Below are 24,154 nucleotides of genomic sequence, written 5' to 3'. Positions count from 1 at the left end.
TAGCGACGCAGCACCCGACGAAGCCGTCTTGCACACAGTCTAGCGGCACGCCGCGGCGTGCATAAGATAGGACAGCTGGAACCTTAGATCATTTCCTCGCCGCCTTTGCCACCCAATACAATTTCCCCCGCCTCGGCCATTCGACGGGCAATGGTGAGGATTTCCTTCTGCGCCGTTTCCACGTCGCTGACGCGCACCGGCCCCTTGGAGTCCAGGTCGTCGCGCAGCAGCTCGGAGGCTCGCTTGGACATGTTCTTGAAGATCTTTTCCTTGATGCCATCGTCGGCACCCTTGAGGGCGACCACCAGCACTTCCGAGGACACCTCGCGCAGCAGCGCCTGGATGCCACGATCGTCCACGTCCTTGAGGTTGTTGAACACGAACATCAGGTCTTCGATCTGGCCGGACAGCTCGGCATCGATCTCGCGGATCGAATCCATGAGCTGGCCTTCGACCGAGCTGTCGAGGAAGTTCATGATGTCGGCGGCACGCTTGATACCGCCCAGGGTAGTACGGGCCGTAGTGGAGTTGCCCGCGAACTGCTTCTCCAGAATGGTGTTGAGTTCCTTCAAGGCCGCCGGCTGCACCGTGTTCAACGAAGACACGCGCAACACGATGTCCAGGCGCGCCTTATGGTCGAAGTGGCCAAGCACTTCGCCAGCCTGGTCCGGGTCCAGGTAAGCCACCACGATGGCCTGGATCTGCGGATGCTCGTAGCGAATCACGTCGGCCACGGCCCGCGGCTCCATCCACTTTAGGCTGTCCAGGCCACTGGTGTTGCCGCCCAACAGGATGCGGTCGATCAGCCCGTTGGCCTTGTCTTCGCCCAAGGCCTGGGTCAGCATCTTGCGGATATACCCGTCCGAGCCTACGCCCAGGCTGGTCTGGTCGCCCACGCTGGCCACGAACTCGGTCATCACCTCCTCGACCTGCTCACGGTGCACATTGCGCATCTGCGCCATCGCCACGCCGACCCGCTGGACTTCCTTCGGCCCCATGTGCCGCAGCACCTGGGCCGCGTCGGTCTCGCCCAGGGACAGCAGGAGGATCGCGGCCTTGTCGACCTTGGTAAGCTTGGGTACGGCAACTGCCTGATTGCTACTCATCTGCGTTGATCCACTCTTTCACGACCTGCGCGACACGGCCCGGGTCTTCGGCCACAAGACTCTTGATTGCATTCAACTGGGCGTCATAGCCCTCCGTGGGGCTCGGCAGCATGATGCTCTGCGGCCCGCCCAGGCTGACCCGGTCCTCGGCCAGCTCCCCATTCATTCCAGTGAAGCCACCAGCGCCGCCGGCGATACCGCCCGCGCCAGGTACACCCTCGCCATCCACCGCCAGCTGCTTGGACTTGCCGCCGCCAGTGATGTTGTTAAGTACCGGGCGCAGCACCCCGAACACCAGGAACAGGATGAACAACACGCCCATCGCCTGCTTGACCACATCCCAGAACCAGGGCTGCTGGTAGAAGGACGGCTCGGCGATCACCTCGCCCTGATCCGGGCTGAACGGCGCGTTGATCACCGTCACGCTGTCTCCCCGGCTGGCATCGAAGCCCACCGCGTCCTGCACCAGGCGCTGGAAGCGCGCCAGGTCTGCGGCGCCCCAGGGCGTATGGGTGATCTCGCCATTGGCCGGGTTAAGCTTGGCCTGGTCGTCGACCACCACCGCAACGGAGAGCCGGGTTAGCCGGCCTTGCTGTTGCCGGGTATGGCTGATGGAGCGGTCCAGCTCGAAATTCTTCGTGGACTGTTGCCGTTTGTCCGCCGGGTAAGGCGCGAGCATCGGCTGCCCGGTGGCCGGATCCATGATCTGCTGGCCATTGGCGTCGAGCAAGGGCTGGCCTGGCTGGATGGCCTGGGGCGCTGCCGCGCCGCCACCGCCACGGGTGGTCTGCGGCGCGGAGGCCGGGCCGGGTGGCTGGTTGCTGAGGGCGCCTGGCACCCCTTGCGGGCCGCTGCTGCTGGAACGTTGCTCGCTCACCGATTGCTCGCTGCGCAGTGCCGGCTGGTCCGGGTTGAACTGTTCGGACGTCGACTCCACGGCGCTGAAATCCACCATGGCCGAGACTTCGGCCTTGAAGCGGTCATTGCCCAGCACCGGTTGCAAAATGCTCTGCACCCGCTGGGTCAGCATGCTCTCCATGCGCCGGGTATAGTCGAACTGCTTGCCGGCCATGCTCAGTTCGGAGTTTTCGGCCTGGTCCGACAGCAGGTTGCCTTTCTGGTCCACCACTGTGACCCCGGCACGCTCCATTTCAGGCACGCTGGTCGCCACGAGGTTGACGATAGCCATCACCTGGCCGGGGTCCAGGGTACGGCCGCCATACATTTCAACCAGCACCGAAGCCGTCGGTTTGCGCTCATCGCGTACGAATACCGAGCTTTTCGGAATCGCCAGATGTACACGGGCGCCCTTGACCCCGTTCAGGGCCGAGATGGTCCGTGCCAGCTCCCCTTCCAGGCCGCGGCGGTAGCGGGTCGCCTCCATGAACTGGCTGGTGCCCAGGCCCTGGTCCTTGTCGAGAATTTCGTAGCCGACATTGCCGTCGCTTTGCACTACACCGGCAGACGCCAACTTCAGACGCGCTCGGCCGATGTCTTCCGACTTCACCAGCAGCGCGCCAGTGTTCGGCTCCACGGTATAAGGGATGTCCGACGCCGCCAGGGTATCGGTCACCTGCTTGGCGTCCATTCCCTGCAGGCTGGTCAGCAGCGGCCGGTAATCAGGCTGCTGAGACCAGAGCACCACGGCGAAGCCGATGGCCACGCTGGCGGCCAGGCCGACCAGCAAGCCCACCTGCCGCAGCACTGGCATTTTCGAAAGGTTATCGAGAAAGGCCATGCCCGGCATCGACTTGCCGCTTGCCACCGGGCTCTTCGCCGGTACGTTGTCCGTAGTTGCTTCCGCCATGACCTAACCTGCCCTCAAACCGGCATTTGCATGATGTCTTGGTAAGCCTGCACCAGCTTGTTACGAACCTGGGTCAGCGCTTGGAAAGACACGCTCGCTTTTTGTGAGGAAATCATTACATCCGTCAGATCGACGCCGCTCTTGCCGATCTCGAACGCGTTGGCCAACTGACTGGCCGCCTGCTGGGTGTCGCTGACCTTGTTCACCGCGCTGCCAAGCAAGTCGGCGAAGCTGCTGCCACCGCTGGCGCTCACAGCCGAAGCCGCGCTGGCCTTGGACGCGCCCATGGCTTCGAGCTGCATGGAACGCATGTCCATCATCAAGCGATTGAATTCAACACCTTGGGTCATGGCACTGCTCTCCTGGCCTGCAAGTTTTTTGACGGTAAAACCGTCGTCTACCTAGGGAGTAGCAAGAGCAGTGCCAACGGCAACAAGGGCGATACATCAGCTAGCGAACAGGTACGTCTCGACATCCATGCCGGCGTCTCTCATTTGAGCCAGCTTATAGCGCAAGGTTCGCGGGCTGATGCCCAACCGCTCGGCGGCTTCCTTGCGCCGACCACGCTCGGTTCGCAGGGTATCGAGGATCAACTCGAACTCACGACGACGCAGGTCATCACCCAGGCCGCCGGGTAGACGTTCGCTGGCCGCTTCGCGGTAATTCACCGCTGGCGCGGTTCGCAGCGCAATGGCGGCATCGCCGAGACAGAAATCCTCAGGCGCAACCAGACCGTTCTGCTGCAGGATCAGCGCCCGCTGCACAGCGTTGTCCAGCTCGCGGACATTGCCCGGCCAGGGATAAGCCAGCAGCGTTGCCTGGGCGCTATCCGACAGCCGGACAATTCCCAGACGCATCTTCGACGCATGTTGAGCGAGCAAGCGTTCGGCCAGGGGCAGGATGTCTCCCGGCCGGTCGCGCAGGGGCAACCAGGCCAGGGGGAATACTGACAAGCGATAGAACAGGTCTTCACGGAAGCGCCCCGCGGCGACTTCCTCCTGCAATTGGCGGTTGGTGGTCGCCAGGATGCGCACGTCCAGAGGGATTGGGCGCCGCCCGCCCACCCGTTCCACTTCTCGTTCCTGCAGGACGCGGAGCAGCTTGGCCTGCAAGCCAAGAGGCATCTCCGAGATCTCGTCCAGCAGCAAGGTGCCGCCATTGGCCTGCTCGAACTTACCAGACTGGGCCGCCACCGCTCCGGTAAAGGCACCTTTCTCGTGGCCGAACAGGGTCGCCTCGAGCATATTGTCGGGAATGGCCGCGCAGTTGATCGCTACGAAGGGTTGGTCCGCCCGCGCTGAATGCCGATGAATATAACGCGCCAACACCTCTTTACCCGTGCCGGACTCGCCGGAGATCAGCACAGTCGAGTCACTACGAGCCACCTTCGCCGCCAAGGCCAGCAGGCGCAGGCTGGCCGACTCGCGCGCCACCGCCGGGTCGCTGTCCGCGGCCGGGAGTTGCCCCAAGGCGTGGCGCTCGACCAATTGCAGCAAGGCCTTGGCCTCGAAGGGCTTGACCAGGTAATCGACCGCGCCCTGGCGCATCGCATCCACCGCCTGGCTGACACTGCCATGGGCAGTCATCAGCAAGACCGGCAACTGCGGCCAACCGGCGCGCAACTGGCGTAGCAGACCATGGCCGCCCATACCTGGCATGTTCACATCGCTGATCACCAGACTGAATGCGCCGACGGCTACTCGCTCCAGGGCCTGCTCGGCCGAGGACACCGCCACATGATCATGACCAGCCAGCGACAAAGTATCGGCCAGGGCCTCGCGCAGGGCGCGATCATCCTCTACCAGGAGAATGCGGATGCTCACCGGACGGCCTCCTGCTCCAGCAACGGCAAGGTCAGCAGCGCACAGGTGCCACGACCCGGCCGGGACCTGAAGCGCAGCTGGCCACCGTGCGCCCGAGCGATCGCCACCGCTACCGCCACGCCCAGACCGGTTCCGTTGGATCGGGTAGTGAAGAAAGGTTCTCCAAGCCGCGCCAGGGTGGTCTCGTCGATACCCGGCCCGGCGTCGCTCACGCATAACCGCAGCTCTGTGCCCCGGCTGTACAGGTGGACCTTGAGCCTAGGCGCAGCTGTGCTGGCCTGCAGAGCGTTCTCGAGCAGATTGAGCAGCGCGCCGACCAGGGTGTCCCGGTTGCAGTGCAGTGTTCCGTGGTAGACATCACACTGCCAGCGCAGCACAACCCCTTCAGTACGGGCGAGAGCTGCCTCTCGCAACGCGGAAAATAGCTCGGCGGGTGCCAGGCGATCGTTCAGGGGAAGCTCACCGCGGGCGAATACCAGCATGTCACGCACCTGATGTTCAAGTTCGTGCAGCCGATCCTTGAGACGACTGGCGAAACGCTGGCGAGTCTCGGCGGGGAGTACGCCCTCTTGCAGATGGCCTGCATAAAGCATGGCCGCGGAAAGAGGCGTGCGAATCTGATGAGCCAGCGAAGCGACCATGCGACCGAGGGCCGACAGCCGCTCGTGCCGGGCCAGTTGCTCCTGCAGGTGTCGGGTTTCCGTCAAGTCCGTAAGCAGAACCAACTGACCGGGCTCGGTGCCCAGGGAACGGGTGGAGATGGACAGGCGACGGCCATCCTTGAGCGAAACCTCATGACCGTCATCGCGGCGGGGGGCGAAGCAGCGGCCGATCACTTCACGCCATTGCTGCCCAACCAGTGGCGGGCCGAGAAGCGCCACCGCCGCTGGATTGGCTTCAGCCACCACTCCCTGGCCATCGATAACGATCACACCGCCGGGCAGCACCTCCAACAGGTGTTCGAGGCGATTGGCCAGACGTTCTTTCTCCGCCAACTGACGCAGGCGTTCCTCGCCCACCTGCGCCAATTCTCCTTTTAACTCGCTGACCCGGCTTTCCAGAAGCCGATAAGACTCATTGAGCTGAGCCGATACCTGGTTGAACAAGGCAAAGGCCTGGTCCACGTCGTGGGGATCACGGGCAGGGTAGGACTGGGAGTCGAGCAGCGGGGCGGCCTTGGACATCATCGATTCTCGTGGCTCACCGTCAGAAAACGGTCTTGATAAGCCGGAGTTGCAATTGATGTGCCTGCCAGGGGCTGAAATGCCCGAGGTCATGGTCGGAGATACGAAGGTTGGTACCCGTCAGGGGAGACGAACCAAGCCGGCTCGGTCGCCAGCTTCGCTGGCTCCCACCGGAGCCAGCGAAGGCTAAGGAAAGCAGGGTAGCGGCAGCGGGGCTGCCGTCCCGAGGCGGTCAGTCGTCGATGGCTTCGTCGCCGTCGCGTCGGCTCATGCCGTATTTACGCATCTTTTCCACCAGCGTAGTACGACGAATGCGCAGACGTTCGGCGGCTCGGGCAACGATGCCATTGGCGTCGTCCAGGGCTTGCTGGATCAGCCCCTGCTCGAGCCCACCCAGGTAATCCTTGAGGTCCAGCCCCTCGGGAGGCAGCAGGGCGCTGGAGCTGAAGTCCGGCGTATGGCCATTGATGGCGACGCGCTCTTCCAGGTCGCTGCGCAGGCTATCCACCAGTTGCTCGTCTTCATCATCCACATAGCGGAATTTCTTCGGCAGCTCGGACACCCCGATCACGCCATAGGGATGCATGATCGCCATGCGCTCCACCAGGTTGGCCAGTTCACGCACGTTGCCCGGCCAGGCGTGCCTGCACAGCGACATGATGGCGGCGGAGTTGAAACGGATGGATCCGCGCTTCTCATGCTCCATGCGCGAGATCAGCTCGTTCATGAGCAGCGGAATATCCTCCACCCGCTCGCGCAGAGGGGCCATCTCGATGGGGAAGACATTGAGGCGGTAGTAAAGGTCTTCGCGGAAGCTGCCCGTCTCGATCATGCTCTCGAGGTTCTTGTGGGTGGCCGCGATGATGCGTACGTCGATGCTCTGGGTCTTGTTGCTGCCCACTCGCTCGAAGGTGCGCTCCTGCAGCACGCGCAGCAACTTGACCTGCATGGGCAGGGGCATGTCACCGATTTCGTCGAGGAACAGCGTACCGCCGTTCGCCAACTCGAAGCGGCCTGCGCGGCTGGTGATGGCACCCGTGAAGGCGCCTTTCTCGTGGCCGAAGAGTTCGCTTTCCAGCAACTCGGCGGGAATGGCGCCGCAGTTGACCGGAACGAAGGGTGCGTCGCGTCGCTTGGAGTGATAGTGCAGGTTGCGCGCGACCACTTCCTTGCCCGTGCCCGACTCGCCCAGGATCAGCACGCTGGCGTCGGTATCGGCCACTTGCTGCATCATCTGGCGCACATGCTGGATGGCGCGGCTGGTGCCGACCAGGCTGCGGAACAGGTTGGGTTCGCGCTGGCGGCCCCGTTCGCGGGCCTGGTCATACATTTCGCGATAGACCTGGGCCCGATGCAGCGAGTCCAGCAGCTTGCTGTAGCTGGGCGGCATCTCCAGGCTGGAAAGCACGCGCCGGCGCTGGTCCTCGGGCAGCTCCACATGGGAGCTGTCGCCGAGCAGCAGCACCGGCAGGAATTCATCCCAGGCGGCGATGGTCTTCAGCAGGCCCGGCAGGTTCGCCGGCGCGCTCAGGGTGCCGACCAGCACGCAAAGCACTTCGCGACTGGAGGGCAGGCCCTCGACCGTTCTCTCCCAGTCACCACTGCCGCATGGCAGGTTGTCTTCACCGAGGAAACTGAGGATCACCGCCATGTCGCGGCGGCGAACGCTATCGTCATCGATCAGCAGAATTTTCGTTTCACGCCACATGCAATAGCAACTTCCCTAGTCAATACCCGCTACGGCCGGATGCCCGCTACGGCGATGTGCCACCCTCATGGCTCTGAACCTTGAGACGCCGGAACCTGTTGAACAGGCACTAGTAAAGTCAAAAAAGCCGGCACAGTCAAATTTATGGCGCGTTGATGGCGCGAGTCGCGAGAGCACCCGGCTCTCGCTTAACGGAACAGCTGGTATACCTTGCTGGCATTCTGGCCTTGGCGGACCTGTTGAAGCTCCTCGACCACCGACTGGCGCTCGCCGCGGCTGGCGTCCACCAGCTGACGATACAGGTGGAGCAGGGATTCGAGATTGTGGCGGATCACCGCCGGGTCTACCGATACGCTATCGAACAGGCCATCGAGGCATGCGCGGATCTGCAGATCGAGCTTGCCGATCGCTGCCCAGTCTTTCACCGCCAGTGCTTCGCTGAGCGCCACGCGGGTGTATTCGATACGTTCAAGGGCACTCATGGTCGAGTCCTCGCGATTAATCCTGAGCTGCATGACCGATCGCATCCCAGCCAGCCTTGACGGTGATCATCAGGCGAGCGACCTCGTCGACGATGTTCGGATCGTTCTTGCGGTTCGCCTGGATCAGCTGCTTCATCATGTAGGCGTACAGCTGGTCGAGCCTAGCGATACCCTTCTTGTCGTCGGTCTTCTCCGGGTCCAGCCCCTCACGCAAGCCACCGATGATCTCGATGGCCTTGCCCAGCATCACGCCCTTCTCCGCCACCTGACCGCGCGCCATGGCGCCCTTGGCCTGTGCCAGGCGATCCAGGCAGCCCTGCATCAGCATCTGCACCAAGCGATGAGGACTGGCCTCGGACGCCTGGGCGTGGGAATTCACTTTCTGGTATTGGCGGAGCGCCTTCATGGGATGCATCGGAAATGGCCTCTTGGAAAAAGGACGAAATCGGCGGGACCGGAAGGTCCCCATGCTCAGTTTATCGACGTAGAACGGGCGAACTTTAACGCGACGCTGAAATGAAAAAGCCCGATGAGCCACGTGGACTCATCGGGCAAAGACAGCCAGGCATCCGATCAGTCGTCGGAGTTGTTCATGGCTTCAAGCGTGTTCAGCACACTGGTGCTGGTCGCGTTGAGTTGCGCCACCAGGGTATCCATGGCCGTGTATTTGGCGGTCAGAATGGCCGTCAAGGACTCGGTGCGTCGATCCAGCGCGTCCTGCTGCTCGTCCAGGTCGCTCAACTTGGCATTGAGCGACTTCTGACGGGTTTCCAGCACGCCACCGGTTTGCGTGTACCCTTCGATGATGTCGTCCATCCGGGTAATGAGGCCATCTTCACCGGTGAACAGGGTGGCCACGTTGCCATACTGGGTCTTCATGGCCGTGTTCCACTTGGTGTCGTCCAGGGACAACAGGCCGGTGGAAGAGTTGGTGCCTACCCCAAGCTGAGACAGAACGCTCAGCGAGCCGCTGGTGGTGCTGACTTCAGTCAGGGCGCCGCGAATCTGCGACACCAACTTGCGAACCATCGCGTCACCCGTCAGCGCGCCGGCCGACGTGGTGGCCGAATCGCTGGTACTAGTGGTCGCACCGGTGGAGGTGACCTTGGTCTGGTTGTTGATGACCGTCATCATGGTGTTGTAGGCATCCACGAACGACTGCACCGAGGTTTTCAGCGTGTCACTGTCGGACGCTACGGTCACCGTCGAGGTACCCGTGCCCGTGAGCGTCAGGCTCAGACCGCTCACTGCCTTATCGACAGTATTGCTGCTGCTGGTCATGGACAAGCCGTCGATGGTATACGCCGCATCGACCGGCCGAGCGGTGATGTAGCCCGCGCTGGTGTTATCCCCGGTATTGAGTTGCGCCGTACCGTCGATGGTCAGTTCGGAGATCCCGCTGGTGGAGATGTCCGACCCGGCGCCCGTGGTGGTGGACGTCAACACCAGGCGCGACCCGTTCGAGTCCGTCACGATGTTGGCGCTGATGCCACTGGACGATAGCGATGAGTTGATCGAGTCACGCACACTGCTCAGGGTCGCGCCGGAACCAACGGTGACCGAATAGCTCTTGCCGCCCTGGGTGATAGACAAGGTACCGGAACTGATGGCCGTGCTCGAGCCGCTGGTGAACAGCTTGCTGGCCACTTTAGAGGCGGTAGCCAGCTGCGTGACATTGACCGAATAGCTACCCGGGGACGCCGTGTTGTCCGAGGTTGCCTTGACCACTGTCTCCAGGGAAGAAGACGCCGTCAACCCCATGAAGGTGTTGGTATTGTTCAGCGCGGCCGCGGCCGTCTGGAACGCTTCCAACGCACTCTTGAGGCTACCGATGCCCGACAGCGTGGTATTGGTGGCGGTTTCCGCCTTGGTGATCTGGGTCTGCTTAGGGCTGGTGGACGCGTTCACCAAGGCACTGACGATCGATGATGTATCGATGCCGGAGCCGATGCCGCTGACCGTGATCCCGCCGCTCGAACTGACCGATGTAGTGGATGTTGTCGAAGCCATTGATCCTCTCCTGTAGGTCAGCCGCCGAGAAACCGGCGGGCTGCCTTGTTCACCGGAACATTACAAGTTCCGTGCCCACCTCAGGCCTGCTCGTCGAACAACAGGCTGTGGGGATCTTTCAGGCGTTGCGCCATCTTCAAGGCTTCCTCGGAAGGGAGCTGCCGAATCACCTCGCCGCTTTGGGTCGCGACTATCTTCACCACGACGTCACCGGTGGTTTCGTCGATGGAAAAATTAAGATTGCGCTGGTTGGCATCCACGAACGCCTGGATGTCCTCCACGGCCTTCTCAACCTGATCGCGCTCGACCTTGCCCGTGGGCGCCACGCTGTTACTGGCGGCCGACGGGTCGTTGGCCGAAGCGGGCGTCGAGGGGCCGATGGCGGCGGTCGGCGTTATGGGCTTGCTGACTTCAAGCGCCTTTACTGCATTGACACTCATGTCCATAACCATTTACCTCAGGGTGAAAACAACAAAAGGGCGCGCTCGGCGCACCCTCTCGTCATTGACCATCGACCGATATTACTGAAGCAGCTTCAGAACAGCGGACGGGATCTGGTTGGCCTGAGACAGGATCGCGGTGGAAGCCTGCTGCAGGGTTTGTTGCTTGGTCAGCTCAGCGGTTTCCGCAGCGAAGTCCACATCCTGGATGGTGGAGCGAGAAGCGGTAGCGTTCTCGATGATGTTGCTGATGTTGCTGATGGTGCTTTCCAGACGGTTCTGCTTGGCACCCAGGTCGGCACGGGTGGTGTTCACGGTGTTCAGTGCAGCGTCGATGGCGCTGATGGCCGAGTCGATCGCGGTGTGGGCAGTGCTTACATCAGTACCGGTGATCACGGAGCCGCTCAGGCCCAGGCCGGCAGCCGAAGCGTCCAGGCTGATGCCCAGGTCGATGTGCTGGTCGTCACCGGTCATGGCGCCAACCTGGAACTGCAGGCCGGAAGCCGAACCGTCCAGAAGCTTCATGCCGGTACCGAAGGTGGTCGACGTGGAGATACGGGTCAGTTCTTCGCTCATCTGGCTGAATTCGGACTGCAGAGCGGTACGGTCAGCGGTGCTGTTGGAGTCGTTGCGCGACTGGACAGCCAGTTCACGCATACGCTGCAGGATGCTGGTGGTTTCTTGCAGCGCGCCTTCAGCGGTCTGGGCGATCGAGGTGGCGTCGTTGGCGTTCTTGGTGGCTACGGTCAGACCCTTGATCTGGGTGGTCAGACGGGTAGCGATCTGCAGGCCAGCGGCGTCGTCTTTGGCGCTATTGATCTTCAGGCCCGAGGACAGACGGGTCATCGAGGTGCTGGTGGCGGACGAAGCCTTGTTCAGGTTGTTTTGAACGGTCAGGGAAGCGATGTTGGTATTAACGGTCAACGACATGACGAAATCCTCAACGGGAATGATGTACTTTTGGCTACCGGCCCTGGCTGGCCGGAAGTGGCCTAGAGAACCTACGTACTAGTTATCGTCGTGTTGGTCGCTGTCTTGAGGGGCCATTTGCAGATTTTTTCGCACCTCTTTGTTTTCCTCTTCAATTTCAACGGGTTAAGACGTTAAGCGCAACCCGGCGAAGATGGAAAACTGTGACTCTCTTGGCAATTGTCCCGACCTTCAACTTGCCATGCCGGGTGTTTCGAACTTGCCAGGAAAGGCCTCGCGGTTGGGCGATGTTTCAAGCCTGCCCGGCCGTGATGAGCGTCACCAACTCGTACTGCAGGGCATCGGCTACACCTAGCCAATCCTGAAGCTGTTGACGCGAAAAAATGTCGTTGACCAGCAAGCCCCAGGTTCGCTGCTCTTCTGTCCCGGCCTGGGCCAGGCGCGGCGCCAGGGCGTCGAACAGGTCCACCATTCGCAAGGCCGCCTCGACATCACGGCCCAGGCGAAACAGCCCGGCACACAGAAGGCAGGCGTCGATCAACTCATCCGGTTCAGTCACGCACAAGGTTCTCGTCGAACGAGGTGCCCGCGATCAGCGCGCCGCCCCGGCTGGTATTGAAGAAAGCGACCTGTGGATGCCGAGCGATATAACGCTCCAGTTCAGTGAGGTAGCTGCGGAAATTGAGCTGGGTACGTACCCGACCGCCGTGGCCGTCCAGCACCCAGTGACGGGCATGGGTCAACTGCGGACCCAGATCGCCGTCCTGCCAGCCGGCGTGGGTCTTGTCATTGGGAAAGGCGAAATCCGCCCCGAACAGCGTCACCCGCGCCGCGCCCATGCGCACGGCCAGGTCAACCGCCGGGTGGATCACGCTGCCGCCTCCATGCAATTGGGCCTTGGGCCAACGTCGCCGGGCCTCGGCATAGACAGGACTGGCCGAATAGGTGGCCAGGCGACGGCCTCGCCACTGGTTCAATACGTCCGCCGCCAGCAGGGGCATGTAGACCAGCGTACTGGCGTGGGAACGTTCAGGGGGCAGGTGACGGGGCGAGATACGCTGGTCGATACTGACCACGATATCCGCCACTATCCCCCGCTCGAGCAAAGGCCGGTAGGCGGTGTCCACGCAGATCAGCAGGGGCCCTCCGGGACGTCGGGCCTGGCGCAAATGCTCATAGTGCAGTTCCAGGCTGGGCCCCGTCGCTACTACATAGACGTCCGCGCCCTCGATGGTGCCGAACAGCTCGGCGACGTCGCCATCGCTCGACAGCAGCGGCGCGTTTTCTTGCAGCCGGGCCACCAGCTCCGGATCCTGTGCAGTGAAGACGCGATTGTTGAACGCCAGATGGGTTTCACTCACCAGGCGGTCCCGAATCTTGGCAGCCGCCTCCTCGGCCAATACCAGCTCGGAAGGGAGCGCGAAGAAGGGCAGCTGGATTTCCCCGGCATCGCCCGCATGGGCCAGGCTAACCCGAGGATCACTGAGCCAGTCAGTGTGGTCGGTAACCTGTAGCACCAGGCCTAGCAAGGGGCCATTGAGGATATGTACCTGCAATCGCTCCAGTCGCGGCTCCGCCAGCAGCACTCGCTGCAGGTCGCCCAGGCCGAAGCCGTACAAATGAACCACCGGGGCGCCTTCGGGCAAGCTGGCGGCTTGCAGTTGCGCTTCGGCGAGCCGACCATGACGGCTGGTCAGTTGAATCCCGTCGATGCTCAGGGTTTGTTCCTTCCCCTCCACCACTTCGACCGCCAGGCCGTCCACGGACTGACCTTCGGTGCGAGCCGCCAGCTCGGGCCAGCGCTGGCGAAGCACCGCCAGGTTTTCACTCAGAGTGTCCGTCATTACCCGTTGCGCCCGCGAAACCTATTCGCGGTAAAGGATAGCCGAACCCCACGAGAGGCCGACACCGAAACCGCTGATGGCTACACGTTTCCAGCTGGAATCCATCAAGTGTTTCTCCAGCAGCAGGGCGATGCTCGACGATACTGTATTGCCGGTCTCGACCATGTCCTTGACGAATTTCTCGGGCTTGTCTTCCTCGAAACGGCGCGCCACGGCGTCGACGATGGCCGCGCTGCCCTGGTGGATACAGTAGGCGTCGATATCGTCAGCGCTGAGCCCCGAGGCTTCCAGCAAGGCAGCCAGGTGCTGTGGCACCTTTAGCAAGGCGAAGTTGAAGACCTGGCGGCCGTTCATATAGAACACGCCATCGTTCACCTTAAGGTGCTCGGCCCCTGCCCCGTCGGTACCGAACATGGATTTGCCCAGCTGCCAGGTCGCATCCTCGCCCATCCAGGTCGCGGTGGCCGCGTCGCCGAAGAGCATGGTGGTGTTGCGATCTTCCGGGTCGACGATCTTGGAATAGGGGTCGGCGGTGACCAGCAGGCCATTCTTCAACCCGGCGGCTTCCATGAAGCCCTTGAGGGCATACAGCCCGTACACATATCCGGAGCAGCCCAGGGAGATATCGAAGGCCGCCACCGTGGTGGTCAGGCCCAGCTTGTGCTGCACAATGGCCGCGGTATGCGGCAGCCCTTCGGCGTCACCGTTCTGGGTCACGACGATCAGGGCGTCAATGGCATCCTTGCGCAGTGTGGGGTTATTGGCGAACAACGCATTCACAGCCTCTACGCAGAGGTCGGAAGTTTCCTGCTCCGGCGCCTTGCGTGGCAGGAATGCCGAGCCGATCTTGCCCAGGATGAACTCTTCATCCTTGCCGAATTTCGCACCTTGCGCGTAATTGTCCAGGCCGGCGGCCGGTACGTAACTCGCTATGCTTTTGATGCCAATCATTCTGGCTTCCCAAAAAAAGAATCGCTGGAACAACGCGCCGCCACCCCGACGTAGCGCTGACGGAGACCTGAGCGGGCAAGCCGAGGGGGAATGGAAGGCCGCCCGGGCGCCTAGACGTGTCAGGTTACAATATTGAGGAGATGCGCAAAATGACTGGCAGGTCACGTGACAGCCTTGTCATTTGAGTCAAAACCAGGCTTCCCCAAGGGGGGCGTGGACCTGCGCCGCTCTGGGAGCGACGTTCACCAGCTTCGCTGGTTCCCACCCAGCCCCGTTTGCAGCCGGGCCTCTGGGTGGGACCCAGCGCCAGCTGGGGAACCGGCGGGGGTCAATCCAGCAAGGGCCAGGCCAGGGGAGTGCCGCGCTTGATGGGTTGACGGGCCTTGCGCCCGAGAACCGCCTCCAGATGACGTGGCGGCAGCCCGAGGCCGGGGCGGATGGCCCGCACGTTTTCACTGGAGAATACCTCGCCCGCGGCCAGGTCCCGAGTGACATAGAGCGAGCGGCGAAACACCATGGACTTGCGTTCGGCGACCGTCGGCCCATAGCGCACCTGCCCTAACGCTTGCCAGGCTCGCTCGGTCTCGGTGACCAGGCTGGCCAATTCCGCCGGCTCCAGGGAAAAGCTGGCGTCCACGCCGCCTTCAGCGCGGCTCAGGGTAAAGTGCTTTTCTACCACGGTAGCCCCTAAAGCCACGGCCGCCACCGCCGCTCCCACCCCCATGGTGTGGTCCGACAGCCCCACCTCACAGCCGAACAGCTCGCGCAGATGGGGAATGGTGCGCAGGTGCGTGTTCTGTGGCGTGGCGGGGTAGGTGCTGGTGCACTTGAGCAGGATCAGGTCACGACAGCCCGCTTCCCGTGCCGTGCTCACGGAAAGCTCCAGCTCGGCCAGGCTCGCCATGCCGGTAGAAATGATCAGCGGCTTGCCCGTGGCCGCGGCGCGGCGGATCAGTGGCAGGTCGGTGTTTTCGAAGCTGGCGATCTTGTAGGCCGGCACATCGAGGATTTCGAGGAAATCGATAGCGGTCTCGTCGAAGGGTGACGAAAACGCAAGCATACCCCTGGCCCTGGCCCGCTCGAAAATGGGTGCATGCCATTCCCAGGGCGTATGCGCCTGCTGGTAGAGTGCGTACAAGGACGTGTCCGCCCAGAGGCTATCCGGGTCGCTGATATGGAACTCGCCTTCGTCCAGGTCCAGGGTCATGGTATCAGCGGTGTAGGTCTGCAACTTCAACGCATGAGCCCCGGCCTGGGCGGCGGCGTCGACGATGGCCAGCGCACGGTCCAGGGATTGGTTATGGTTGCCGCTCATCTCCGCGATCACCAGGGGCGCGCTATCGGCGCCCACCTGCCTATGACCGATCTTGATCATCTCGATGCTCCAATGCTCGGGTGAATTCACACGCCTGCTGGCTGAACCCGGCGAGGCGGAAAAGCTGCAACGAAGCCTGGTTGTGAGGCAGTACCGCCGCGTCGACACGGATGACATCCGGCCAATGCCGGATCAGCCACGCCTCCCCTGCCCGCAACAGCCACCGCCCCCAGCCTTGTCCCAGCCAGGCCTCGAACAGATAAAGGGAGACTTCGGCGCGCCCCGGCTCGCTGGGATGGCGGTCGTAGCGCAGCATGCCGATCGCTTGCCCCCCAACCTCGGCAATGAACAGTGCCCGACGTTTATCGGCCAGGGTGCCGTACAGCCAGGCCAGATGCAGCGACCAGTCCAGTGGCCGGGTGTCGTAGGAGGCCAGGCGCACCGCCTCGGCGTTTCGCCCGTCGAACAGCCGCTGAGCGTCGTCGGCCGTGGCAGCCCGCAAGCTCAACAGCGGCCCCAGCAGAGCCGTGGCCACACGCTGTGCGCCGCGGCCGTCCACTAGCTGGCGGGCCCGCTCGGCCAGGCTCTGGCGCAGCGGGGCATTGGCGATCAACAAGGCTATGGCGCCACGCAAGGCGTCCTGGGTCAGGTCCTGGGCCAACCCCAGATAGAGGTGCCCGCCAGCCCGGGCCAACGCCTCGGCATTGCCCACCTGGTTCGCGGCCACAGCCACACACAGGCTGGGCAAGCACAGGGCAGCGCGCTCCCAGCTGGTTCCACCGCCGGCGCCAATGAACAGGTCGGCCTCGCCCATCAGCTCGGCCATCCGAGCGCTGTAGCCAAGCAATCGCCATCCTGGATGGGCTGCTACCTTGCTCTGCAATTCAGCCCAGCGCGGATGACCGTGGCCCGCCAACAGGGTCACTTCCAATTCCGGCCAGGCACTCAGGGCTTCCAGGGTCATCAGGGCCATGCCGGCCACATCGAAGCCACCGAAGCTGACCAATACCCGGCGAACCCGCGCCGATGCCGGTCGCGCATGGCCTTGGAAAGCAGTGCCAAGCAACGCATGGCGCGGGCCCAGCAGCCGCTGGCAGGTCGAAGGCAACAGGGGCTGGTAACGCTCCCGGGAGGCGGTCAGGTTCTGGTCCAGCAACAGGTCGGCATCGTGCGCTCGGTCAGCGAGATCGTCGATCACCGCGATGCGTTCGGCGATGGCGCGTGCCCGCTTTTCCCAATGAGCGTCCAGTTGGTAATGGTCTACCACCAGCCAATCGAAGCGCTGCCCATCCAGGGCCGCCAGGTCATCCCCTTCGACCGAAAGGCGGATAAGCGCGAAGCCCTGGGCTTGCACCAGGGCCGGGTCAAAGCCCGGCAGTTCACGGCAAGCGAAACTTGCCTGTAGGCCTCTTCGACGTAGCTCGAGCGCCAACGTCAGGCAACGGGCCAGGTGCCCTACCCCGATGTGGCTGGACGCATCGGCTCGAAAGAGCACATTCACGATTCAAGCTCTCCCGCCGCGCTCAACGCCTGGTGCATGAATTCCGCGCGTCGCCAGTCTTCCTCGGTATCGATGTCCTGCACCAGGTAACGTGGCAACTGCACCGGCAGGCTGCATGGCGAGAAGAGCGGATCGCCGCGCAGCCAGGCCTCCCGTCTTCCCCAATAGAACTGCCCAGCGTCCTGATAGGCCGTCGGCAAGTCTTGTGATCGGGTATCGCGGTACTCAGGGTAGAGCGCGCTCAAGGCACCTTCAGCGTCGAGCACCAAGGCACGCTGCACCGGGAATGCGAAGGTACAGACGGAGAAGGCATAGCTTTTGTCTGGGCGCGCTTCCAGCAGCGCCAGGCCTTCGCGCAGATGACACGCCTGGACCAGCGGCGCGGTGGCGTACAGGCAACACGCCAGGCTCGCCTGGGGCAACTGTTCGAGGGCATGAGCCACGACGGGCAGCGTGCCGGTGTAATCGTCGGCCAAGGCGGCCGGCCGCATGAAAGGCACTTCGGCGCCTTCGGTCAAGGCGAGCTCGGCGATGGCTGGATCGTCCGTACTGACCACGATCCGGTCGAAACACCCTGCGCGCCGCGCGGCGCGAATGGACCAGGCGATCATGGGCAGGCCGTTGAACGGCCGCAGGTTCTTGCCAGGCAGGCGCTTGCTGCCTCCTCGCGCGGGGATGATGGCCACCTTGCTCATGCCAGCGCCCCCGTCAGGGTATCGACGATGTAACGCTGTTCGGTGGCCGTCAGGCCCGGGTACAGGGGCAGGCTCAGGGCTTCACGGTAATAGGCTTCCGCCTCTGGGAAGTCGCCCGGGCCGAAGCCCAGTTGCCGATAGTAGGGCTGCAGGTGCACCGGAATGTAATGCACGTTCACCCCGATACCCGCGGCACGCAGGCTGGCGAACACTTCATCCCTGCGCTGCGGGACCCGCACCACATACAGATGCCAGGCCGACTCGGCGCCAGGCTGGCGCGCGGGCAGGCGCAGCGGCGACCTGGCCAGGGCCTGGTCGTAGGCGGCGGCCAGGGCGCGTCGGCGCTGGAGGAAGCCATCCAGGCGCGCCAGTTGGGATACACCGAGCGCCGCCTGCAAATCCGTGGCCCGGTAGTTGAAGCCCAACTCCAATTGCTGGTAATACCAGGGCCCATGGCTGGGCTCGGTCATCAGGGCCGGGTCGCGGGTCATCCCATGGCTGCGCAGGCGTCGCAGGCGCTCGGCCAGCGCGGTATGGCGAGTGACCACCAGCCCACCCTCCCCGGTGGTGATGATCTTCACCGGATGAAAGCTGAACACCGTCATGTCGGCGTACTGGCCGCTGCCCACGGGCTGCCCTTGGTAGGACGCACCCACCGCGTGGGACGCATCCTCGATCAGGGTGAAGCCGTACTGGCGCGCCAAGTCGGCAAAGGTAGCCATGTCGCAGCTTTGACCAGCGAAAGCCACCGCCACCACCACTTTGGGCAGGCGCCCTTCCCTCTCGGCCACCGCCAGCTTGGCCGCCAGCGCCTGGGCGCTGATGTTCCAGGTGAAGGGATCGATGTCGACGAAGTCCACCTGGGCGCCACAGTACAGGCCGCAATTGGCCGATGCCAGAAAGGTATTGGGGCTGGTCCACAGCCAGTCTCCCGGGCCGAGCCCGGCGGCCAGGCAAGCCAGGTGCAAGGCGGCGGTCGCGTTGCTCACCATGATCCCGTGGTCGGTACCGCAGCGGCTGGCCATGGCCGCTTCGAATCGCTCGATTGCTGGGCCCTGGGTCAGCCAGTCCGAACGCAGCACCTGCACCACCGCGTCGATGTCCGCTTCATCGACGCTTTGCCGGCCATAGGGGATCATGACGCCAGCCCGGCATGCAGCCGGGCGATGGCTGCCAGGTCGAGAAACTCGGGGTTCGTGTCGGAGCTGTACTCGAAGGCCTCATCCACGGGGGCACCCCGTTCGCCGCGAGCATCCAGGGCGAAATCCAGGTCTACGCTAGTGAAGCGCACCGACGGCTGAATGGTGAAATGGTCGGCGAACTCCAGGGTCATGCGTGCGTCATCCTGGGGGACCATCAGTTCGTGCAGCTTCTCGCCGGGGCGAATCCCCACCGTGCGCTGAGGCAGCGAGGGCGCCAGGGCCGTGGCCAGGTCGACGATGCGAATGGAGGGAATCTTCGGCACGAAGATTTCGCCGCCATGCATACGGGCAAAGCTGTCCATGACGAACTGCACGCCCTGGTCCAGGGTGATCCAGAAGCGCGTCATGCGCGGGTCGGTGATCGGCAGCTCGGCAGCGCCCTCGGCCAGCAACTTGCGGAAGAACGGCACCACCGACCCCCGCGACCCCGCGACGTTGCCGTAACGAACCACGGCAAAGCGCGTGGCCTGTTCGCCGGCGATGTTGTTGGCCGCCACGAACAGTTTGTCCGACAGCAGCTTGGTGGCGCCATAGAGGTTGATAGGGCTGGCGGCCTTGTCCGTGGACAAGGCCACGACCTTCGCCACATGGTTTTCGATGGCCGCGGCGATCACGTTCTCGGCGCCCGTCACGTTGGTGCGGATGCATTCACCCGGGTTGTATTCCGCCGCCGGCACCTGCTTGAGGGCGGCGGCATGTATCACGTAGTCCACCCCGCGCATGGCGGTACGCAGGCGCTCGGCGTCACGCACATCACCCAGGAAATAGCGCATGCAGGGCGCGTTGAACACCTGCTGCATCTCGTACTGCTTGAGCTCGTCACGGGAGAACACCACCACGCGCCGCGGCTGGTACCGCTCCAGCAGACGACGAATGAAATGGCGCCCGAACGAGCCGGTGCCGCCGGTGATGAGCAGGGATTTTCCGTCGAACATAGCGATGCCTACTTTTCCATAGCGGGGTTTGAGGGCAGACGGTTTTTTGACCGCGGCCGCGCATGGAGAGTTTGGAGCAATATGCAGGCCAAGCGGGCGATGGATGGTCACTAGGGATTCGCGAGGCCCCAGCATTGCCGCCTGGCAAGCTCACCCTATACTAGGTGCAAATCGAACCGTCGGAGCAGTACCGCCAATGATTGGAGTCATTCTCGCCGCAGGGGTAGGCTCACGCTTGCGCCCCATGACCAATGCGAAACCAAAGTGCCTGGTAACGACGGCTGGCAAGGCCATCCTGCAGTATCAAATCGACGCCTATCAACAGGCTGGTATTGAGACACTCGTCATAGTGGTCGGATACGAGGGCGCTAAGGTCAGGGAGTACTGCAAGCATATCAAGGACATAGAAATTGTCATCGTGGAGAACTTGGACTACGAGGACACCAATAATATGTACTCTCTCCACCTGACCAACAGGCATGTCGCTGGCAGGCCCTTTATTTTGAACAATGCCGATCTGTCCATCGATCCAAGCATAGTGAGTCGTCTGTTAGATGACCCGCATGAAAACGCGGTCGCAGTAGATAGGTCGCTTTACAATGCAGAGTCTATGAAAGTCAGTGTAGATGACGCTGGATTGATCGTTGATATCGCCAAGACCATCAGTGAATCCGACGCCTACGCCTGCTCAATTGATTTTTATAAGTTTTCGGCTCAAGCAAGCGAAACTTTCTTCGAGCACATCAGAAAAATCATTGATGAGGAGGGTAAACGCAAGGATTGGACAGAGGTAGCGATGCAGCAGTTGTTCCAGAACCGGTGCTTGGACTTCCACCCGTGCGACATTACAGGGAACAAATGGGTTGAGATAGATAATTATGCCGACCTCTCCCTATCGGACAGGCTGTTTTCCAACCTTGATGCCAGGCTACCAGAAATAGACCATTTCGTTTTCGATCTTGATGGAACTCTGTATGTAGGCAACGAACCAGTGCCAGGCGCGAGCCAGGCCATTGCCAAATTGAGAGCCTGCGGCAAGCAGGTCTACTTTGTTTCCAACAATTCTTCCAAAAACAAGCAGGACTACGTTATGCGCCTGCTAAAGCTAGGCATTCCAGTGGAAGAAGCCGATATCGTGCTTTCGACTGACGCAGCCGTCAGCTGGTTGAACCGCCGGCGTGTCGAGAAGATTCATGTTTTAGGCACGAACAGCCTCAAAAAAACCCTCCTGGACGAAGGTTTCAATATTGATTCCGCAGACCCGGAATTCGTTCTGGTAGGTTACGATACAGAACTCAGCTACAAGAAACTTGTAACGGCGTGCAAATACATCAACGAAGGCACGGATATTCTGGCCACTCATCCCGACATGTTTTGCCCTTCTGAAATCGGGCCGATACCGGATATCGGAGCAACCTTGGAAATGATTCGCCTGACCACCGGAAAAACACCTTTCCAAGTGTTTGGCAAGCCAAGCAAGGAAATGCTCAAGCCTCTGAAGGAGCGTTTCGACCTGGATTTGACGCGTACGCTGGTCATAGGGGACCGACTGTTCACTGATATCGCGATGGCCAAGGAAGCGGGGTGCCTTGGACTCCTGGTGCTGACTGGCGAGACGTCTCGCGAGCATCTTGAAGGCGCCGCCGTTCAGCCACATTTCGTGTTGGACAGCGTCGCCGCTTTGCTGGAGTAAGTCGGCAAGCTTGGCAAAGTATTTGCTCGACTCTCCATCGTCGCCACTCCATGACCGTTTTCTTGACGGTCATGTCCAACCCAGAGTGGTTCGTCTTCTGGAGTGGTTGCGCATGTCAAAAGTCATCCCGGTTACAAGCCCTTTGCTCCCTCCGCTGGAGGAGTTCATCCCCTACCTAGAGCAGATGTGGGAAAGCCGACGGCTGACCAATGGCGGCCCGTTTCACCAGCAGCTCGAGCAAGCCCTTGCCCAATATCTGGGCGTTGATCATCTGTGCTTGTTCGCCAACGGCACCTTGGCGCTGGTGACCGCGCTGCAAGCCCTGCGCATCACGGGGGAAGTAATCACAACGCCCTATTCATTCGTAGCGACAGCACACTCGCTGTTATGGAACGATCTGACCCCTGTGTTCGTGGACATCGATCCGGTCACCTGCAATCTAGACCCCGCCAGCATCGAAAAGGCGATCACTCCGAAAACGAGCGCCATCTTGCCGGTACATTGCTACGGCACGCCATGCGACGTAGAACGCATCCAGGCAATCGCAGACAACTATGGGCTGAAGGTGATCTACGACGCTGCTCATACCTTCGGGGTTCGCCAGAACGGGACAAGCGTTCTGCGCCACGGCGACCTGTCAATATTGAGTTTTCACGCTACCAAAGTGTTCAACACCTTCGAAGGCGGCGCGATCGTCTGCCCCGACGCCAAGACCAAAAAACGCATCGATTACCTGAAGAATTTTGGCTTCGCTGATGAGGTCACTGTCGTTGCGCCAGGCATCAACGGGAAAATGAGTGAGATCAACGCAGCGTTTGGCTTGCTGCAACTGCGGCACATCGATAATGCGCTTGTCATGCGTCAACGCATTGACCAACGTTATCGGGAAGCGATTCGCTGCATTCCCGGGTTAGAACTCTTCGACGCAGTCCCGGGCCATGAGCCTAATTACTCGTACTTCCCGATCCTTGTGACGGAGCGCTACGGTCTCAGCCGAGATCAAGTCTACGAGCTCATGCGGGAGCACGACATCCTGGCGCGTCGTTATTTCTATCCGTTGATTTCAGAATTTCCGATGTATCGGGGTTTGCCGTCGGCAGATCCGGATAAGCTCTCGGTCGCCAAGCGCATCTCCTCTCAGATTCTTTGCCTCCCGATTTACCCTGATCTTTCTGAAGACGTCGTCAATTCCATCTGCCAAATGCTTCGCGAAGGAGCGGCCCGATGAAGGTGCGCAACGTCCTTGTCTTTCCAGCGGGCACCGAAGTTGGCCTCGAGATCTTCAACGCCTTGAGAAGCTGTAAGGAAGTAAAGGTATTCGGAGCGGGCCAAGCCGTCAGCAATCCCGCCCAGCTCGTTTTTGATGAGTATCATCTGGTCGCCAGCATTCATCAACCGATGTGGTTTGAACAGTTGTGCGAGCTGTGCGAGCGTTTGTCGATCGACTACATCTATCCAGCCTATGACGACGTCATCGTTGCCCTCCAGGATGTTGCTGATCGTTTGCCCTGCCCGGTCATTGCAGCGAGCCCGGAAGTCTGCCGCCTGACCCGAAGTAAATCGAAAACCTATGAAGCCCTGGGTGCGCTGATACGTGTTCCTAAAACGTTTGAAACTCCCGGGGATGTCACGAACTTCCCGGTATTCGTCAAACCTGACAAGGGGCAAGGCAGTCAAGGCGCCACCCGTGCTGACGATCAAGCAGGTTTGGCCAGCGCGATCAGCGCTTTAAAGGAGCCTCTGATTTGCGAGTTCCTGCCAGGCGAGGAATACACAGTGGACTGCTTCTCAGACCGAGACCGCGGGCTATTATTTGCCGGCGCCCGCCGCCGCGTCCGCACACGCAACGGAATTGCGGTGAACAGCGTGAGCGTCGAGCTGCGCGAAAGCCACGCGATCGCTTCACTCATAAGCGATCGGCTACGAATGCATGGCCCATGGTTCTTCCAACTCAAGCGTGCGGCTGATGGCGAACTGACGCTATTGGAGATCGCCCCACGCATAGCCGGCTCGATGGCTTTGAATCGCGTGCGCGGTGTCAACTTTCCGTTGCTTGGGATCTATGAGCATGAACGTCTGCCGCTGGGTTTGCTTACCTATGAAGGTCCGCTGGAAATAGACAGGGCCTTGAGCAATCGCTATCGGCACTGCATCAGGTTTTCTCTAGCTTATCTAGATCTCGACGACACGCTCATTTTAAGAGGCGAGGTCAACCTAAGCATCATCGCCTTTGTATTTCAATGCATCAACCGCGCGATTTCGGTGAAACTAATCACCCGCCACCGTTTCGACGTCGAAGCAACACTACGCCAATATCGCCTCACTGGACTTTTCGACGACGTTATACACATTGTCGATGGGCGGGCTAAATCCGAGTTTATCAAGGAGCGTGATGCCATATTCATTGATGATAGTTTCGCCGAACGTCGAAACGTATCGGAGAAATGCGGCATTCTGACTTTCGACTGCAGCATGATTGAGATGCTACTCGACAGTCTTCCCCCATTACGGGCGTAACCATCCGATCC

The 24,154-nt window shown here is 61.5% G+C and carries 22 protein-coding genes; 3 read left to right on the top strand and 19 right to left on the bottom strand.

Translation table 11 applies throughout. The features are described from left to right. Positions 1–83: 83 nt before the first annotated feature. From fliG to pseB, 19 genes are all read right to left on the bottom strand, one after another. Positions 84–1,106 carry a flagellar motor switch protein FliG gene (gene fliG / locus ACP691_RS04805; protein WP_040262318.1) on the bottom strand — a complete coding sequence of 341 codons (1,023 nt, stop codon included), beginning with the start codon at positions 1,104–1,106 and terminating at the stop codon, positions 84–86. After that, positions 1,099–2,913: a flagellar basal-body MS-ring/collar protein FliF gene (gene fliF / locus ACP691_RS04800; RefSeq protein WP_426152673.1), complete on the bottom strand. Its 1,815-nt coding sequence runs from the start codon at positions 2,911–2,913 to the stop codon at positions 1,099–1,101. The genes fliG and fliF overlap by 8 nt, the downstream gene beginning before the upstream one ends. A gap of 14 nt (positions 2,914–2,927) precedes the next feature. Continuing rightward, positions 2,928–3,263: a flagellar hook-basal body complex protein FliE gene (gene fliE / locus ACP691_RS04795; RefSeq protein ID WP_040262316.1), complete on the bottom strand. Its 336-nt coding sequence runs from the start codon at positions 3,261–3,263 to the stop codon at positions 2,928–2,930. 96 nt (positions 3,264–3,359) lie between these two features. After that, positions 3,360–4,736 carry a sigma-54-dependent transcriptional regulator gene (locus ACP691_RS04790; protein ID WP_426152671.1) on the bottom strand — a complete coding sequence of 459 codons (1,377 nt, stop codon included), beginning with the start codon at positions 4,734–4,736 and terminating at the stop codon, positions 3,360–3,362. Beyond that, positions 4,733–5,920 carry a sensor histidine kinase gene (locus tag ACP691_RS04785; protein WP_426153004.1) on the bottom strand — a complete coding sequence of 396 codons (1,188 nt, stop codon included), beginning with the start codon at positions 5,918–5,920 and terminating at the stop codon, positions 4,733–4,735. The genes ACP691_RS04790 and ACP691_RS04785 overlap by 4 nt, the downstream gene beginning before the upstream one ends. A 232-nt stretch (positions 5,921–6,152) precedes the next feature. Continuing rightward, complete coding sequence (locus ACP691_RS04780; RefSeq protein ID WP_426152669.1) at positions 6,153–7,628, bottom strand: sigma-54 dependent transcriptional regulator; 1,476 nt, start codon at positions 7,626–7,628, stop codon at positions 6,153–6,155. A gap of 188 nt (positions 7,629–7,816) precedes the next feature. Beyond that, a complete protein-coding gene (locus ACP691_RS04775) occupies positions 7,817–8,110 on the bottom strand; it encodes a flagellar protein FliT (protein ID WP_426152667.1) in 294 nt (97 codons plus the stop codon). Positions 8,111–8,126: 16 nt separating this feature from the next. Beyond that, complete coding sequence (gene fliS, locus ACP691_RS04770) at positions 8,127–8,525, bottom strand: flagellar export chaperone FliS (protein ID WP_426152665.1); 399 nt, start codon at positions 8,523–8,525, stop codon at positions 8,127–8,129. Positions 8,526–8,683: 158 nt separating this feature from the next. After that, positions 8,684–10,120 carry a flagellar filament capping protein FliD gene (gene fliD / locus ACP691_RS04765; RefSeq protein WP_426152663.1) on the bottom strand — a complete coding sequence of 479 codons (1,437 nt, stop codon included), beginning with the start codon at positions 10,118–10,120 and terminating at the stop codon, positions 8,684–8,686. An 80-nt stretch (positions 10,121–10,200) separates the two neighbouring features. After that, on the bottom strand, positions 10,201–10,566 hold the full coding sequence (locus tag ACP691_RS04760) for a flagellar protein FlaG (protein ID WP_426152662.1): 366 nt from the start codon (positions 10,564–10,566) through the stop codon (positions 10,201–10,203). A 75-nt stretch (positions 10,567–10,641) separates the two neighbouring features. After that, positions 10,642–11,490, bottom strand: a complete 849-nt coding sequence (locus tag ACP691_RS04755) for a flagellin domain-containing protein (protein ID WP_426198507.1) — start codon at positions 11,488–11,490, stop codon at positions 10,642–10,644. A gap of 292 nt (positions 11,491–11,782) precedes the next feature. Next, a complete protein-coding gene (locus ACP691_RS04750; protein ID WP_426153741.1) occupies positions 11,783–12,049 on the bottom strand; it encodes a hypothetical protein in 267 nt (88 codons plus the stop codon). Continuing rightward, positions 12,042–13,334 (bottom strand): motility associated factor glycosyltransferase family protein, encoded by a 1,293-nt coding sequence (locus tag ACP691_RS04745; protein WP_426153743.1) that lies wholly within the window; start codon positions 13,332–13,334, stop codon positions 12,042–12,044. The genes ACP691_RS04750 and ACP691_RS04745 overlap by 8 nt, the downstream gene beginning before the upstream one ends. Positions 13,335–13,355: 21 nt before the next feature. Continuing rightward, positions 13,356–14,285, bottom strand: coding sequence for a ketoacyl-ACP synthase III (locus ACP691_RS04740; RefSeq protein ID WP_426153745.1), 930 nt, complete (start codon positions 14,283–14,285; stop codon positions 13,356–13,358). Between the two features lie 328 nt (positions 14,286–14,613). Then, complete coding sequence (pseI, locus tag ACP691_RS04735; RefSeq protein ID WP_426153897.1) at positions 14,614–15,666, bottom strand: pseudaminic acid synthase; 1,053 nt, start codon at positions 15,664–15,666, stop codon at positions 14,614–14,616. Continuing rightward, complete coding sequence (pseG, locus tag ACP691_RS04730; RefSeq protein WP_426153747.1) at positions 15,641–17,101, bottom strand: UDP-2,4-diacetamido-2,4,6-trideoxy-beta-L-altropyranose hydrolase; 1,461 nt, start codon at positions 17,099–17,101, stop codon at positions 15,641–15,643. Before pseG ends, pseI begins: the two co-directional genes overlap by 26 nt. Then, positions 17,098–17,796 (bottom strand): pseudaminic acid cytidylyltransferase, encoded by a 699-nt coding sequence (pseF, locus tag ACP691_RS04725; RefSeq protein WP_426153749.1) that lies wholly within the window; start codon positions 17,794–17,796, stop codon positions 17,098–17,100. The genes pseG and pseF overlap by 4 nt, the downstream gene beginning before the upstream one ends. After that, positions 17,793–18,935, bottom strand: coding sequence for a UDP-4-amino-4,6-dideoxy-N-acetyl-beta-L-altrosamine transaminase (pseC, locus tag ACP691_RS04720; protein ID WP_426153751.1), 1,143 nt, complete (start codon positions 18,933–18,935; stop codon positions 17,793–17,795). Before pseC ends, pseF begins: the two co-directional genes overlap by 4 nt. Further along, a complete protein-coding gene (pseB, locus tag ACP691_RS04715) occupies positions 18,932–19,933 on the bottom strand; it encodes a UDP-N-acetylglucosamine 4,6-dehydratase (inverting) (protein WP_426153753.1) in 1,002 nt (333 codons plus the stop codon). Before pseB ends, pseC begins: the two co-directional genes overlap by 4 nt. A gap of 196 nt (positions 19,934–20,129) precedes the next feature. Here pseB and ACP691_RS04710 point away from each other — a divergent pair, with 196 nt between their 5' ends. From ACP691_RS04710 to ACP691_RS04700, 3 genes are all read left to right on the top strand, one after another. Next, a complete protein-coding gene (locus ACP691_RS04710) occupies positions 20,130–21,626 on the top strand; it encodes an HAD-IIA family hydrolase (protein WP_426153756.1) in 1,497 nt (498 codons plus the stop codon). Positions 21,627–21,738: 112 nt separating this feature from the next. Further along, on the top strand, positions 21,739–22,854 hold the full coding sequence (gene vioA / locus ACP691_RS04705) for a dTDP-4-amino-4,6-dideoxy-D-glucose aminotransferase VioA (RefSeq protein WP_426153759.1): 1,116 nt from the start codon (positions 21,739–21,741) through the stop codon (positions 22,852–22,854). Then, on the top strand, positions 22,851–24,143 hold the full coding sequence (locus ACP691_RS04700) for an ATP-grasp domain-containing protein (protein ID WP_426153761.1): 1,293 nt from the start codon (positions 22,851–22,853) through the stop codon (positions 24,141–24,143). Before vioA ends, ACP691_RS04700 begins: the two co-directional genes overlap by 4 nt. Positions 24,144–24,154: the final 11 nt, after the last annotated feature.

Origin of the sequence: Pseudomonas sp. DC3200b2 (assembly GCF_049895785.1) — a bacterium.
Classification (GTDB): Bacteria; Pseudomonadota; Gammaproteobacteria; order Pseudomonadales; family Pseudomonadaceae; genus Aquipseudomonas; species Aquipseudomonas massiliensis.
This window is presented reverse-complemented; position numbering and strand designations above follow the sequence as displayed.

What these genes read in the sequence shown, in the direction of transcription:
- fliD (WP_426152663.1), bottom strand. Translation starts at nt 10,120, where the DNA reads ATGGCTTCGACAACATCCACTACATCGGTCAGTTCGAGCGGCGGGATC.
- vioA (WP_426153759.1), top strand. Translation starts at nt 21,739, where the DNA reads ATGTCAAAAGTCATCCCGGTTACAAGCCCTTTGCTCCCTCCGCTGGAG.
- fliE (WP_040262316.1), bottom strand. Translation starts at nt 3,263, where the DNA reads ATGACCCAAGGTGTTGAATTCAATCGCTTGATGATGGACATGCGTTCC.
- ACP691_RS04710 (WP_426153756.1), top strand. Translation starts at nt 20,130, where the DNA reads ATGATTGGAGTCATTCTCGCCGCAGGGGTAGGCTCACGCTTGCGCCCC.
- pseF (WP_426153749.1), bottom strand. Translation starts at nt 17,796, where the DNA reads ATGAGCAAGGTGGCCATCATCCCCGCGCGAGGAGGCAGCAAGCGCCTG.
- ACP691_RS04755 (WP_426198507.1), bottom strand. Translation starts at nt 11,490, where the DNA reads ATGTCGTTGACCGTTAATACCAACATCGCTTCCCTGACCGTTCAAAAC.
- ACP691_RS04760 (WP_426152662.1), bottom strand. Translation starts at nt 10,566, where the DNA reads ATGGACATGAGTGTCAATGCAGTAAAGGCGCTTGAAGTCAGCAAGCCC.
- ACP691_RS04775 (WP_426152667.1), bottom strand. Translation starts at nt 8,110, where the DNA reads ATGAGTGCCCTTGAACGTATCGAATACACCCGCGTGGCGCTCAGCGAA.
- ACP691_RS04740 (WP_426153745.1), bottom strand. Translation starts at nt 14,285, where the DNA reads ATGATTGGCATCAAAAGCATAGCGAGTTACGTACCGGCCGCCGGCCTG.
- fliF (WP_426152673.1), bottom strand. Translation starts at nt 2,913, where the DNA reads ATGGCGGAAGCAACTACGGACAACGTACCGGCGAAGAGCCCGGTGGCA.
- ACP691_RS04745 (WP_426153743.1), bottom strand. Translation starts at nt 13,334, where the DNA reads ATGACGGACACTCTGAGTGAAAACCTGGCGGTGCTTCGCCAGCGCTGG.
- ACP691_RS04780 (WP_426152669.1), bottom strand. Translation starts at nt 7,628, where the DNA reads ATGTGGCGTGAAACGAAAATTCTGCTGATCGATGACGATAGCGTTCGC.
- pseC (WP_426153751.1), bottom strand. Translation starts at nt 18,935, where the DNA reads ATGATCCCCTATGGCCGGCAAAGCGTCGATGAAGCGGACATCGACGCG.
- fliG (WP_040262318.1), bottom strand. Translation starts at nt 1,106, where the DNA reads ATGAGTAGCAATCAGGCAGTTGCCGTACCCAAGCTTACCAAGGTCGAC.
- ACP691_RS04700 (WP_426153761.1), top strand. Translation starts at nt 22,851, where the DNA reads ATGAAGGTGCGCAACGTCCTTGTCTTTCCAGCGGGCACCGAAGTTGGC.
- fliS (WP_426152665.1), bottom strand. Translation starts at nt 8,525, where the DNA reads ATGCATCCCATGAAGGCGCTCCGCCAATACCAGAAAGTGAATTCCCAC.
- ACP691_RS04785 (WP_426153004.1), bottom strand. Translation starts at nt 5,920, where the DNA reads ATGTCCAAGGCCGCCCCGCTGCTCGACTCCCAGTCCTACCCTGCCCGT.
- pseB (WP_426153753.1), bottom strand. Translation starts at nt 19,933, where the DNA reads ATGTTCGACGGAAAATCCCTGCTCATCACCGGCGGCACCGGCTCGTTC.